This window comes from Flavobacterium cutihirudinis (genome assembly GCF_003385895.1).
Classification (GTDB): domain Bacteria; phylum Bacteroidota; class Bacteroidia; order Flavobacteriales; family Flavobacteriaceae; genus Flavobacterium; species Flavobacterium cutihirudinis.
On record NZ_QRDQ01000009.1, the window covers coordinates 171,961 to 186,245 of the forward strand.

At 33.9% G+C, this 14,285-nt stretch carries 9 protein-coding genes; 3 read left to right on the forward strand and 6 right to left on the reverse strand.

Features of this window, described 5'->3' with window-relative positions:
• Positions 1-200: 200 nt before the first annotated feature.
• Positions 201-794 (forward strand): dihydrofolate reductase family protein, encoded by a 594-nt coding sequence (locus tag BD847_RS11760; protein WP_115888476.1) that lies wholly within the window; start codon positions 201-203, stop codon positions 792-794.
• A gap of 116 nt (positions 795-910) precedes the next feature.
• On the forward strand, positions 911-1,084 hold the full coding sequence (locus BD847_RS20845) for a hypothetical protein (protein ID WP_167443856.1): 174 nt from the start codon (positions 911-913) through the stop codon (positions 1,082-1,084).
• Positions 1,085-1,267: 183 nt separating this feature from the next.
• Here BD847_RS20845 and BD847_RS11765 read toward each other — a convergent pair whose 3' ends face one another.
• Entirely contained in the window at positions 1,268-2,887 is a 1,620-nt protein-coding gene (locus BD847_RS11765) for an ABC-F family ATP-binding cassette domain-containing protein (protein ID WP_115888477.1), read from the reverse strand.
• Between the two features lie 286 nt (positions 2,888-3,173).
• Positions 3,174-3,944: a TlpA family protein disulfide reductase gene (locus BD847_RS11770; protein ID WP_115888478.1), complete on the reverse strand. Its 771-nt coding sequence runs from the start codon at positions 3,942-3,944 to the stop codon at positions 3,174-3,176.
• 115 nt (positions 3,945-4,059) lie between these two features.
• On the opposite strand from BD847_RS11770, the gene BD847_RS11775 reads away from it, so the two are divergent.
• Positions 4,060-4,989, forward strand: a complete 930-nt coding sequence (locus BD847_RS11775) for a WG repeat-containing protein (protein WP_115888479.1) — start codon at positions 4,060-4,062, stop codon at positions 4,987-4,989.
• A gap of 276 nt (positions 4,990-5,265) precedes the next feature.
• Here the strand turns inward: BD847_RS11775 and BD847_RS11780 are convergent, their stop codons facing one another.
• The 4 genes from BD847_RS11780 to BD847_RS11795 form a co-directional block, all read right to left on the reverse strand.
• Positions 5,266-7,332 (reverse strand): beta-N-acetylhexosaminidase, encoded by a 2,067-nt coding sequence (locus tag BD847_RS11780; protein WP_115888480.1) that lies wholly within the window; start codon positions 7,330-7,332, stop codon positions 5,266-5,268.
• 156 nt (positions 7,333-7,488) lie between these two features.
• Positions 7,489-9,426 (reverse strand): glucosamine-6-phosphate deaminase, encoded by a 1,938-nt coding sequence (gene nagB / locus BD847_RS11785; RefSeq protein ID WP_115889007.1) that lies wholly within the window; start codon positions 9,424-9,426, stop codon positions 7,489-7,491.
• 104 nt (positions 9,427-9,530) lie between these two features.
• Entirely contained in the window at positions 9,531-11,087 is a 1,557-nt protein-coding gene (locus BD847_RS11790) for a RagB/SusD family nutrient uptake outer membrane protein (protein WP_115888481.1), read from the reverse strand.
• A gap of 10 nt (positions 11,088-11,097) precedes the next feature.
• A complete protein-coding gene (locus tag BD847_RS11795) occupies positions 11,098-14,157 on the reverse strand; it encodes a SusC/RagA family TonB-linked outer membrane protein (protein ID WP_115888482.1) in 3,060 nt (1,019 codons plus the stop codon).
• Positions 14,158-14,285 lie beyond the last annotated feature (128 nt).

Consider the following 14,285-nt stretch of genomic DNA (forward strand, 5'->3'; position numbering starts at 1 on the left):
TGGGAATAAAAATAGTATTATGAGTTTTTTGCCTTTCATTCGTGAATCAAAACATTTTATACTCTGCTAAAAATGATAAATAAATATAGTTTTGGTTTTAAAATTAAAGTGATAAATCCTAAAACATTTCCCTAAAAATTCTATAACACATTTCTCTGATTTTTAAAGTAATTTTAAATGGAATTTAAAAGCTCAAAATTATGAGAAGGATAATTGTCATAACCATGATTACCATCGATGGTGTAATGCAAGCACCTGGTGGTCCTGAAGAAGATACTTCTGGTGGTTTTGAATATGGAGGCTGGGTAGCGCCGTTTGGAGATGAAGAATATGGAAATGTTATGCAGGAACAAATGAAGCCCGCCGATATTCTTTTAGGCAGAAAAACATTTGACATTTTTGAAGACTATTGGCCCAAACATGCTGATGGCTGGCCTGGAATTAATGAAGTTACAAAATACGTCTTGTCTTCAACCAAAACAACCTCTGATTGGGAAAATTCGGAATTCCTTTCATCTGTAGACGATATTAAAAAACTTAAAAATTTAGAAGGCGGAGACATTAAAGTTTGGGGAAGCGCCACACTTGTCCAGCTTTTACTTGAGCATGATTTAGTTGATGAACTTGCCCTCTTAATTTACCCGATTATTCTTGGCAAAGGCAAAAAACTATTTAAGGATAGTGCAACTCCTACAGGATTTACATTAACAGAAAGTACAGTTACGCCAAATGGGGTAATTGCTGTAAACTATAAAAAAGCGGGGAACGTTAAAACGGGAACTGTCGGAGAATAAAAAATGATTTTTATTATAAAGCTGAACTCCAAATCCTAAAACATTTCCCAAAAATTCTATAACACATTTCGCTGATTCCTGAAGTAATTTTAATATGAATTTAAAAACTCAGAATCATGCAAAATAAAATACTAAAATTGTTAATGGTATTTGTAATACTGTTTTCATTTACAAGCTGCGAAGTTATTGGAGACATTTTTAAAGCCGGAATGGGATTCGGAATATTTATCGTAATCTTTATTATTGCGATTGTTATCTGGATTTTCGCTAAAGTTTTTGGTAGCAAATAAGACATAAAAAAATCCCCGTTATTTTCATAGCGGGGATTTTTTTTTGCCACTAACTACACAAATTAGCACAAATATAATTCGTGGAAATTGGTGCAATTCGTGGCTATTTTTTTTTAATACAAAAAAATCCCAAACTCCAATCTAATTTGGAATTTGGGATTTTTAATATTGTGGTTTTAAAGATTAAAGATTGTACATCTTTTTTCTTTGCTCCTGAATTTTTTCATCATCAAGATATTCGTCAAATGTCATGTAACGATCGATAACTCCGTTTGGCGTCAATTCTACGATTCTGTTACCTACAGTTTGTGCGAATTCGTGATCATGCGTTGTGAAAATTACAGATCCTTTAAAGTTTTTCAATGAGTTATTGAAAGCTGTAATAGATTCCAAATCCAAGTGATTTGTTGGCTCATCCAGCATCAAAACATTTGCACGTTCCATCATCATTCTAGACAACATACAACGTACTTTTTCTCCTCCAGATAAAACTCTAGATGTTTTTAAAGCTTCTTCTCCAGAGAAAATCATTTTTCCTAAGAAACCTCTAATAAATACCTCATCACGCTCTTCTTCTGTCTTAGCGTATTGACGTAACCAGTCTACTAAAGTCAAATCGTTTTCGAAATATTTATGGTTTTCAGCTGGTAAATAAGCCTGGTTAGTTGTAATTCCCCAGTCAAAACTTCCAGCATCTGCTTTTTGCTCGCCATTTAAGATTTCATAGAAAGCCGTTGTAGCACGTGAATCTTTAGAGAAAAGAACGATTTTATCGCCTTTTGCCATATTCAAATCAACATCTTTAAATAAAACTTCTCCATCTACAGATGCAGCCAAACCTTCTACATTCAAAATCTGATCTCCGGCTTCACGATCCTGATCGAAAATAATCGCTGGATAACGACGGCTAGAAGGTTTGATTTCAGAAATATTCAATTTAGAAATCATTTTTTTACGAGAAGTTGCTTGTTTAGATTTCGCAACGTTTGCACTAAAACGACGAATAAATTCTTCCAACTCTTGTTTCTTTTCTTCTGCTTTTTTGTTTTGCTGTGCACGTTGTTTTGCCGCTAATTGGCTAGACTCGTACCAGAAAGTATAGTTTCCTGAGTAATGATTGATTTTTCCGAAATCAATATCAGAAATATGTGTACAAACCGCGTCTAAAAAGTGACGGTCGTGAGATACTACAATTACAGTGTTTTCATAGTTTGCAAGGAAGTTTTCTAACCAAGCGATTGTCTCGAAATCCAAATCGTTGGTAGGCTCATCCATAATCAATACATCAGGATTCCCGAAAAGTGCCTGTGCCAAAAGCACACGTACTTTCATTTTTCCTTCCATATCTGCCATTAAAGTATAATGATCTGCTTCTGTGATTCCTAAGTTAGACAACATTGACGCAGCATCAGAATCAGCGTTCCATCCGTTCATTTCTTCGAACTGAACCTGAAGCTCTCCAATTCGGTCTGCATTAGCATCATTATAATCTAAATAAAGTTCATCCATTTCTTTTTTAACAGCGTACAAAACTTTATTTCCCATTAAAACGGTTTCCAAAACGGTATGCTCATCAAACAAGTTATGATTTTGCGTTAAAACCGACATACGTTTTCCCGGCTCTAAGTGAATGTGCCCTGAAGTTGGGTCCATATCGCCTGAAATGATTTTTAGAAATGTAGATTTTCCAGCACCATTGGCTCCAATAACGCCGTAAATATTTCCGTGAGTGAATGTGGTATTTACTTCGTCAAACAAAATTCGTTTGCCAAATTGAACTGATAAATTATTGACTGTTAACATGAATGTCTTTTTAATTAATTTGGTGCAAAAGTAGTGAAAAAGGTTCAGAGTTGCAAAGGTGCAAAGGTGCTAAGTTTTTTATATTGATAAGGAGGTTCTCGCAAAGGCGCAGAGGCGCAAAGTTTTATTTTTATATAGATGATTATACGTAATCTTGTCATTTCGACGGAGGAGAAATCTTCGCGAGTAGCTCAACAAAGCTTGCATTATTGTTACGGAGTTTCTTATGAAGATTTCTCCTCCGCCGAAATGACAAAAATGAGATTACTTTGCGAGATTAATTCAGCTAGAGTTTGCTTTCCTTCTCCAAAGCCATTTCAAGACTTTCGAAATTCGGCAAAACTTTCGCAATCATTCCTTCTTTGTTTAAAATAAAATGTGTTGGAAATGAATTCAATTGCAAAGCTTCATTCATATATTCTTTCATGTCTGGAATTACAACATAAGAAAGTGGTTTTCTTGCCAGAAATGTTTTTAGCTGCTCAGGAGAATCTTCGGCTAAACTTATAAAAAGAATATCTTTTCGATCTTTGTATTCTTCTACTAATTTATTCACTTGTGGAAATTCTCTAATACAAGGCGTGCAGTGAATGTACCAACATTTTATTACAATTATTTTCCCTTTCATGGATTCGTTGGTAACCAAATTTCCGCTTAAATCTTTAAATGAAAATTTTGGAAAAGCCGTCCCTTCCATTTTGTAGTTTTTATAAGCATCAAAACCTATTTGATTAATGGTTGCTTTGATACTTGAATCTGTTTTTGGCTGAATTGCAAATAGCTTATAAACGAAAATATTTGCTTCTGATTTTAGTTGGATTGGAATAAAACTACCATTTGCCAATTGATTCAAAAATATTTCTTTTGAGATTTCTTTTGAAGAAGCATCAAGAGCGATAAAATCTCTTGAAAGCATTATCTTTTTATTGTAAACAGACCATTGTTCGTATGTTTTTTGAATTTGAATGGGATCCACTTCAGGATTTCCGAATTTATTTTGGCTGATAGCCGAAGTAAAAATTAAAAATATAAATACGAGCGTAAATAACTTCTTCATGAAACAATGCAATAATTTAGCTTCAAAATTACTTAAAAATCCGGCAATTATATTAGTATTTTTGAATACAATATCACTAGCCCTATTTCGTTTTCATTTATAAAATCATTTTAAAATGAGAAAATTACTACTAGCAATCTTTTCGGTATCTTCTATCCTAGGATTTTCACAAACCGAAAAGCTTTATTATTATGTACAAAATGACAGTTTATTAGGAGTTAAAAATCAGAAAGGAAAGATTATTATTCCGGCGCAGTATTCAATGAATGCTGATAAATCTATTAACGGTCAGGAAATAAAAAGCATGATTTTTATGATGGATTTCTTTAAATATTATGACCGAAATGGTAATTTTTTATTTTCTCCTTACCCAACTGGTGAAGGATCTGATTATTTTCAGGAAGGTTTTATCCGCTATAGCGAAAATAAAAAAGTTGGTTTATATAATGATTTTGGCGAGAAAATCATTCCGGCAAAATACGACTGGATGTCACCGATAAACTTTGGCTTTTCTCAATTTTGTAACGGTTGTTATTTTGACAGATCTAAAGATGAAGAACATCCGCCTTTAGTTGGCGGAACTTGGGGTTTTGTTGGTAAAAGTGGAATCGAAATACAGCCAACTAACAAACGAAATCATCCTAAGGATTTTGAAACAGAAAAGCATCAATTTATTCCATATCAATTTGAATACAACGAAAAGGAAAAAGAAATTCTTGCCTTTTTCGAAAAAAGAAAAGAACAAATCAATCAGATAAATGGTTTCGAATGTACTGAGAAAACAATTTACTTTGAAATAGTAGGAAAACCAACAGCGTTTGATCCTTTTTACAAAATAAAAACATTCGAATTATGCGATTATTATATTAAAGCTTCTGATGAAAATTACGATGATTTCAAAAACTTTAAAGTCTCTGCAGACGGTAAAAATTTCTATGTCCTTTACATGGAATTAATCAATCACAAAGACTATTCTAAATATCTGGAACGTAAAATACCAGTAGATAAATGGATTAAGCAAAATTCTAAAAAACCTAAAAAATAAAAAAACCTGGTAATAGAGATTTACCAGGTTTTACAATGTCCGCATTTAAGCAAAAACCAAATAACAAATTACTTAAAATTGGTACATTCTGAAATAAAACTTAGATTAAAAAATAAATAACCAAACTCAATTTTAACCGTCCAAATATTTTATTTCTATTTTATTAAAGCTTGAATCGTGTTTTGATTTTTATAATTATCTCTTCCGAAAATCCGAAAGAGATAATTATTACTAAACAAACATTGGCAACAGCCACATACTAATTCAATAACACTTTTAAATTAATTTTTTAAGACTTGGATACACAGACAATTCAACATCTGCATGATCTTTTGTATTACATTGTTCAATCAGACTTTTTAAATCCTCCGCTTTCAAAGTTGATTTGTTATCCAAAACAAGCAATAATTCTTGTGATGCATCGCTTAATTTCTTAGCCAATGGTAAAATTGGCTGAACCAATGGTGCATTTTTACCTAACTCCACCAAACCTTTATTTAAAGCAATCCAGTTATTGAAAAATGCCGCCACTTTTGCTTTGTTTTCAGGTGTTTTGTTGGCTAAATATTGCGAAACCGCATCATTAAACGCTAAAGAATCTTTTGCGTCTGGCGTACAAGCATCCGCAAATAAGGTAAACGGAGAATACATTTGATATTCTGTTCCTCCTTTATTTCTTGTATATCCTTTTAGCGGTTCGCTAACATTTGTAAATTCTTCAAGCAATTTTATATCTTGATTATTGGCAACATTTCTTAGAATTACAGCTTTATTTCGAATGTGTGTAAGTCCCAATTCTTCCAATCTGAAAGAAACATTATCCAATCGTTTGCGCATATTTGCCACATCAACTACATCTTCAGGAGACCAAAGTCTTTCTGCAATTGCAGCTGTTCTTGGCCAAACTCTTGAATCTATTGTATTTGATGTTGTAAGCTCCGTCCACATTGTTGCTTCTCCACCTAAAATTCTTGCTTTTTCATCAGCAGTTAAATTGGCTCCTTTTGGCATTGGATCATTCAAATAGTGATCAGTAACCGAATACATCAAATCGATATAATATCCGTTTGATAAAACTGTTTTATATCCTTTTTTCACTGCATCGACCAATGATTGTCCGGCCGGCATACCTTCGTTTGGTCCTCTCCATGAATGTACTATAGCTTCTTTTGACAAATCTTTGGTTAAGATTTCTTCCCAACCCATCAACTGTTTTCCATGTTTTTTTAACATTGGAGCCAATTGCATCGTAAAATAAGTTTGTAATTCGTGATTGGTCTTTAAATTATGTTTCTTTTTGAAAGCCTGAATTTTTGGGTTTGCATCCCAGTCTTTACCTTCGTTCTCATCTCCGCCAATATGGAAATAAGCACCTGGAAATAATGGGCAAACTTCATCAAAAAGCTCACTTAAAATTTGATATGTTTTAGGATTTGAAGGATCTAATGTTGGCGAAAAAATACCTGCATTTCTTTCAATTCCATAGGTCGCAATTGCGGTTCCCTGAATATTTTTTTCTGAAGTTCCACCAGTCAGCGTGATCACTTTGCTTCCTATTTCAGGATATGCTGTAAGTATTGCTGATCCGTGACCCGGAACATCGATTTCAGGAACAATTAAAATACCGCGCTCATCAGCATATTTTACGATATTTCTAATTTCCTCTTGTGTATAATACAATCCATCCGAAGCCAGTTCTATAAGTTTTGGATGCTTTTTAGTTTCAATTCTCCAACCCTGATCATCTACTAAATGCCAATGAAAAACATTCATTTTCATAGCAGCCAAGGCATCAATATTTCTTTTTATTACATCAACTGGTTGAAAGTGTCGCGCAGCATCAATCATCAAACCTCTCCATGTAAATCTTGGAAAGTCTGAAATTTGAGAAACCGGAAAATAAAATGAATTGTTATTGTTCTGCAAAATTTGCAATAAAGTTTCCAAGCCATGCAAAGCACCTAAATCACTTGAAGCATTTATGGTAATTTTGTTTGATTTGATATCTAAATTATAACTTTCGTCTTCATACAAACCAATCTTTCCAGCTTTGTTACAATTAATTTGCAATTCGGCTGTTGGAACTTCATTCAGTTTTGTTACAAAACCTTGTTCGAAAAAAATACCTGTTCTACCATCCAGACGGCGCAAAAAACGTGTTACTCCTCCAAAAATTCTTGGATTAGGATTTCCGGAAACGTTAACTTTAAAGTTTTTAGTTAAAGTGAAATTTCCGTCGTTTATAACAACATTTTGAGGCCAGGGCATAAGATTAAGCTGCTCTTTCTTAATTTGAGCATTAGCTGTCACACCCGCTAATAGTAGTACAAATAAATATTTCATTTTTCTTTTTTTTGAAAGATGTTATCCCAAGATAACATTAATAAATAGATAAAAAACAAAACTCAGAATGATCTTTATTGAACCTCACTAATCGCTATGAAATCAATCTGAGAATTTTGCCATTTGATTCGTTTTTAACTCCGAATCTAATTTTTATTAGTAATCAAAACGTTTGAAAGCTTCGATTGCTTCATATTCAGCCAATCCTAATTCATCATAAAGAATAGCTGTATTTTTATTACGATCTTCTGCCCTAACCCAAAATTCTCTTGAGTCATTGCCCTGAAACATAACACGGTCTTTTTGAGATTGGTGATACAAAATTGCATGACGTTTTAGCAATACTTCTGATGGTGAAAGTGGCACTGCCATATCAATTTCATTAATATCCCACTCTTGCCAAGCACCTCTGTAAAGCCACAACCAACAGTCATCCATATATTTTTCTGACTTTAATTCTCCCATTGCGGCAAAAATAGCGTTCAAACATACTTCATGTGTCCCGTGCGGATCTGCCAGATCTCCTGCAGCAAATACCTGATGTGGTTTTATTCTGGCGATAATATCCTTAACAATTGCAATATCTTCAGGTCCTAACGGATTCTTTTTCACTTGTCCGGTTTCATAGAAAGGAAGATCTAAAAAGTGTGTCTTCTCATCTTTTAGACCAATATATCTGGTCGCAGCATAAGATTCCCTTCTTCTGATCAATCCTTTTAATTTGCGGACTTCCAAAGAATCAATTTGGTTCTCTGATTTATTGTTTAAAAATTTAATTACTGATTTGAAATTAATATCTGCGGCAGCTTCTCCAACAAAATCGTTAGAAACTTCAGCAAATTTTAACGCCTCATCATCTGTAACGGCAATATTTCCTGAGGTTTGATACACAACATGTACATCATGACCTTGTTTAATTAGTTTTGAAAAAGTCCCTCCCATAGAAATCACATCGTCATCTGGATGCGGACTAAAAAGAATCACTCGTTTTTTTGCCGGATTTGCTCTTTCAGGACGGTGTGAATCATCCGTATTTGGTTTTCCACCTGGCCATCCTGTAATAGTGTGCTGCAAAATATTGAACATGTTAATATTCAAATCATAAGCAGAACCTTCCTGCGCCAAAAGATCAGACATTCCATTATTATTGTAATCTCTGTCTGTTAATTTTAAGATGGATTGCTTTGTTTTTTGGCACAACCAAACAATCGCTTTACTTTTCAATTCTTGTGTCCAAATACATTCTCCAACCAACCAAGGTGTTTTAAAACGAGTCAATTCTGAAGCAGCAGACTGATCTAAAACGAAAGTTGCGTTTGGATGATTTTGTAAAAATGTAGCAGGAACTTCTGAACTGATATCACCCTGAACGGTTCTCTTGATAATATCAGCTTTATTTTGCCCCCAAGCCATCAATACAATTCGTTTTGATCGCATAATAGTTGAAACTCCCATTGTTATGGCGCGTTTCGGAACATTGTCAATACCATTAAAATCAGAAGATGCATCTACTCTGGTAATATGGTCCAAAGTAATAATTCTGGTTCCGGAGTTGATGTGCGATCCCGGCTCGTTGAAACCAACGTGACCTGTACGCCCGATTCCTAACAACTGAAAATCAAGACCTCCGGCATTTTTAATATTCATCTCGTAATCGATACAATATTGATTTAACTCATCAATTGCAACGTTACCATCAGGAATATTAACATTTTCAGGTTTAATATCGATATGATTAAAAAGATGCTGATGCATAAAATAATGATAGCTCTGATTGTTCTCCTTTGACATTGGATAATATTCATCCAAATTAAAAGTGATCACATTGCTAAAACTCAGCCCTTCTTCTTTATGCATTCTAACCAATTCTTCGTATACCTTTATTGGCGAAGAACCTGTCGCAAGACCTAAAACACAAGTTTTATTTTTCTCCTGTTTAGATCGAATAAGCTGCGCAATTTCCTGAGCAACAATCACAGAAGCATCGATAGAACTTTTGAAGATTTCGTTGTGAATTTTCTCAAACCTTGTTTCTTCAAATTTACCGGCGCTTTTGTAGCTGATATCAGGTTTTATATCTAAAGCACTTTTCATTTTTTTCTTTTTTTGGTATTTGCAGTTTAAATTTTTTAAAATGGTATAGACAATTTGCATCGTCTATACCATTTACTAACCAAACTTAAATTCTATTAATCTTATTAGAAGTTGCCTTTGTTGACATCCCACCAAAGTCTTGTTGCTCCATTGTCCGGACCATTAAGTAATGCAACTCCAGACTCATAACCAACTTTATTTCCTGCTTTTTCAGAATTGATAAAGTTAATTCTACGAACTCCTAAATCTGTTGGAATTACACCTCCACTAGTATTTTTAACAATTTTAAATAGTTTAGGATATCCTGTTCTTCTCCATTCTGTCCAAGCTTCTTGTCCTTCTGGAAAACCACAAATCCATTTTTGTGTAATAATTTGTTGTAATTGCTGCTCATTTGTACCAGCCTCATTATATTTCACAGGAACTAAATTAACTGCAACAGCATCATTAATAGTAGAAGTTGGATCGTCATAATCTTTAGCTACTGAAGTAGTTTGAGCATAAGCAGCTGCGCCAGACAAACCATACTGAGCAAAAGATGCTGCAATACCTGCTTCATATAAGTCTTTAGCAGTACCACCAACATTCCATCCTCTTAAAGCTCCTTCAGCTCTCAAAAAATAAACCTCAGCTGTAGTCATCCAAACTGTTTGTGAACTATTTACTTTAGAAAAATCTCTATAGTGAGCATCAGTAATATCAATTCCATTACGAATACCTTTGAACTGACCAGGGTAAGCTGGACCAGAAATAAAATAAGAAGCTAATCTTGGATCATTATACCCGCCCATAATAGATTCTATATCTGCAGACATATTAATATCTGTCCAAGACTGACTAATAGCAGCCACTGGGTTACTATAATTTGGTGGATTAAGAATCATAGCATCATCTGCAGTTTTCATAACTCCAATTGTACTGTTAAGCGATTTTTCAGCCTGCGTTTTAGCTAAAGCTGGATCTACTTTTACAATATGCATTGCTAATCTTAAACGCAGTGAATTTGCGTATCTTGCCCATTTTTCGTAGCTACCAGCATAAGTAGAAACATCTGTTGAAGCAAATAAAGTAGCTTCTTTTGCAGCAACTCTTTTTGTTAGATCTGTAACAGCAAAATCTAATTCTTCAAACATTTGGTTGTATACATCCTGTTGTGAATCATATGTCCATGAAGTTCCTTCAGTTCCATACTTAGAGTAAAGAATTGGCCCATAGATATCAGTAATTCTACTCATTTCAGCAACTTTAATAATTAAAGATATAGAGTAAAACTGATCATATTTTCCTTGTGCTCTCTGTTTAATTCTTAAAGCATTAGCCATAATACCTTTATACGCTTCTTCCCAAGCTAGATAATTCCAGCCATCATTAAGCGAATAAGTATGGTTATTACCCGTTGCAAATCCTGCCCCTGAAGACATGTACCCCGACCACACGTCAGCTTGTAAGTTTTGCTGATACTGATATGGCCACGCCGTAAGAATCAATACGTTTGCAAACATTGGTCCAAAAGGAGCCTTAATATTGTTATAGTCCTGCTCCAAATCTTTGTTTGAAGCTCCGGTTTCGTTTGTATTTATATTCTCAAAATCACTTGTGCAACTTACTGCTGCAAGCAGAGAAATACAAATTGCTGATGTTTTTAATTTATTTATGATCATGATTTTGTTATTAGAAAGTTACATTTAAATTTAATCCTATACTTCTTGTAGAAGGCATTCCGTAGATATCCACACCTTGCAATCCTTCTCCTGAACTTAATGAAACGTTAGGATCGAATGGTGCATCTTTGTAGAAAAAGAACAAGTTTCTAGCAATTAATGATAAACTTGCAGAATTAATAAATGAAATCTTTTTAGTATTAAAAGTATAACCAACTGACATTTCTCTCATACTTACATTTGTTGCATCATACATATACTCTCCACTTGCACCACTTCTACCACCAACTGTGTTGTAGTATTTATAAGCATCCATTGTTGTAACCGGTGTTACTCCGTCAGCTGCTACTGCATTTATTTGAACTAGTCCTCCTGCATTTCTTGCATCACCAGTAACTTTAGAAACTCCTGTCTGATCCAAAATACTTTGAGTTACACTCATAACATCACCACCAATTCTGGCATCAATAAGGAATCTGAAATTTACCGGTCCAAAATTGAATGAGTTTTCAAGTCCCATCATAAAATCTGGATTTGCACAACCAACTGCTTCAAAATCTTTAGAAACTTGTACATCTCCACTTGCATTTAACACCAATCTACCTTGAGCATCTTTTACAAGATTTTTACCCATAATCTGACCAAATGGTTTTCCTTCGATTAAAGCATACTGATAACTATTTGATCCAGAAGGAGTCAAAATTAAAACACCTCCTAAATCTGCAGGAATACCTGTTACTTTATTACGGTTTCTTGAATAGTTTAAAGTAGCATCCCAAGAGAATTTATCATTTTTGATAATTGATCCATAAACGATAGCTTCAAAACCTTTATTTTCAACACGCCCACCATTATAAGCATAATTAACATATCCATTAGGATCTGTAGACGGAGCAGGTACAGTGATTAATTGATTATCTGTTTTTGAGTTATAATAAGTTAATTCAAAACCAAGTCTGTTATTAAACATTTTCCAGTCTGTACCAAATTCTACCGAAGTTTGTTTTTCTGGCTTCAAAGAGCTTCCTGGTCTTGGTCCTACTGGAGGAGCAACAATGTTTCCACCAAGAATTGTATTTACAGGATTAGTAATATTTGGAGTAATATCGCTACCTACCTGAGCATAAGATCCACGTACTTTTCCATAGCTAATCCAATCTGGTAAAGATGTCATTTCACTAATGATCCCTGACAAACCAGCTGAAGGATAAAAATATGAATTTGTATCAGTGTTTGCTAAAGTAGATGACCAGTCATTTCTTCCTGTTAAATCTAAATATAAATAATCTTTATACCCAAAAGTCATAGAAGTAAAAACTGACTGAACTTCTCTTTTACCACCACTAACTTGTTGGTTAGCTGCGTTATTATTAAAGTTTCCTAACGTAAACCAGTTCGTGTATTTTAATCCACCTGAATCAATTCCAGAATCTAAAATTGTACCATTAGTAGATGAAGTTTTTGAAATACTAGTACCAAAAATTCCATTAAAACTAATTTCAGGAGAGAATGATGTGTTAATTTTAGCTAAGAAATCTGCATAATTAAAAGTACTTAAACTTGTAGTATAAATGTATCTACCTGTCTGATTTACTAGAGCTGAAGCTGAAGTCGCATACATTTTTTTATCAAAAGTATTACCACTAGAGTTATAGCTATATCTTGATGTAAATGTTAACCAATCGTTCGCGATATAATCAGCAGCAAGAGTTCCTTTGAAAAATGTATTTTCATTAACCGACTTGTTTCTATTTACTAACCAATATGGATTTTGTGTATACTCAGTTATACCAACCCAATTTTGCTTGTAGATATTTCTAGTATCATCAAAAAGTTCATAGTTATTTTTGTAGTAATTAAAATCATTACCTCTTGGCATAGTATATAATCCTGTTAATGGGTTAAAATAAAGTCCATTTACAGGTCTATTGTTAATTGACTGAGAAACATAATTCCCAGAAGCATTGATAATTAATTTCTTATCAAAAAATTTAACAGTCTGGTTAATTCCAAAGTTGTTTTTATTCAACTTATTTTCTGGCATAATTCCACTTGCAATTGTATTAGCATAAGTCAAATTTGTTGAAGCTACATCTGTACCAACAGAAAATCCTAAAGAAGAAATTTGTGTAACACCTGTATTAAAGAAATCCTTAACTTCGAATCCGCTATCTCCTTTTTTATAACTACCATCAGCATTTTTTCCCCAAGTTACTGGACTTCCTGCATCGGCCACATATGAATTTTGAAATTCAGGTAAGTAAGCAGCACTATCCACATTTGTAACGGAAGAAAACTTTACTCTCGCCACTCCATCTTTTGCTTTTTTTGAATTTAACATAACTACTCCCCTTGCACCTAAACTACCGTATAATGCAGCAGCAGAAGCACCTTTAAGAACAGTCATTCCATCATAATCATCAGGATTTAATAAAGAAACTACATCCCCTCCATCATTATTTCCTCCTGCCATATTTCCAAACGGATCATTTGGCTGAGCTGCTGAAATATTAATAAAAGGTACACCATCTATAACATAAAGAGGTTGATTGTTTGTAATTGATGAGTTACCACGAATAACTACTTTAGTAGATCCACCAACTCCAGAAGAACTCTTAGTTACCGCAACACCGGCAATTTTACCCGCTACAGTATTCATTAAGTTGGCATCTTTAACTCTTGTCATCTCTTCGCCTTTAAGATCCTGAGTAGCATATGTTACAGATTTTTTACTTTTCTTCAAACCCAAAGAAGTTACTACAACTTCGTTTAATGCGTTTGATGCACCTTCCTGCATTTTAACATTGATTGTAGTAGCATCTCCTACAACTATGTTTTGTGTTTCAAGACCAACATAGCTAAAAACTAATGTTTGTCCTTTTTGTACTTCAATAGAATACAATCCATCAAAATCGGTAGTTGCACCCTTTTGACCTCCTTGCACAGCTACAGACGCTCCTGGTAATGGCATACCATCAGAGCCTGTAATCACACCTTTAACATTTTTTACCTGAGCAAGCGAAACCTGCGCCGTAAAAACAATCATAAAGATTAAGAAAATTTTTTTCATGTTTATTTATTTTGTTAGTTATGAGGTAAAATTATTCTTAAGAGATTGTTAAAAAAAATAATTTATACCAACAGCTATGTTTTTTAAACCAACGACATAAAACAATCAATAATGTGTTTTTCGAAAAC

Excerpts from the sequence above, each read along its gene's own strand:
- BD847_RS11760 (WP_115888476.1), top strand. The coding sequence starts at position 201 with ATGAGAAGGATAATTGTCATAACCATGATTACCATCGATGGTGTAATG.
- BD847_RS20845 (WP_167443856.1), top strand. The coding sequence starts at position 911 with ATGCAAAATAAAATACTAAAATTGTTAATGGTATTTGTAATACTGTTT.
- BD847_RS11780 (WP_115888480.1), bottom strand. The coding sequence starts at position 7,332 with ATGAAATATTTATTTGTACTACTATTAGCGGGTGTGACAGCTAATGCT.
- BD847_RS11765 (WP_115888477.1), bottom strand. The coding sequence starts at position 2,887 with ATGTTAACAGTCAATAATTTATCAGTTCAATTTGGCAAACGAATTTTG.
- nagB (WP_115889007.1), bottom strand. The coding sequence starts at position 9,426 with ATGAAAAGTGCTTTAGATATAAAACCTGATATCAGCTACAAAAGCGCC.
- BD847_RS11770 (WP_115888478.1), bottom strand. The coding sequence starts at position 3,944 with ATGAAGAAGTTATTTACGCTCGTATTTATATTTTTAATTTTTACTTCG.
- BD847_RS11775 (WP_115888479.1), top strand. The coding sequence starts at position 4,060 with ATGAGAAAATTACTACTAGCAATCTTTTCGGTATCTTCTATCCTAGGA.
- BD847_RS11790 (WP_115888481.1), bottom strand. The coding sequence starts at position 11,087 with ATGATCATAAATAAATTAAAAACATCAGCAATTTGTATTTCTCTGCTT.
- BD847_RS11795 (WP_115888482.1), bottom strand. The coding sequence starts at position 14,157 with ATGAAAAAAATTTTCTTAATCTTTATGATTGTTTTTACGGCGCAGGTT.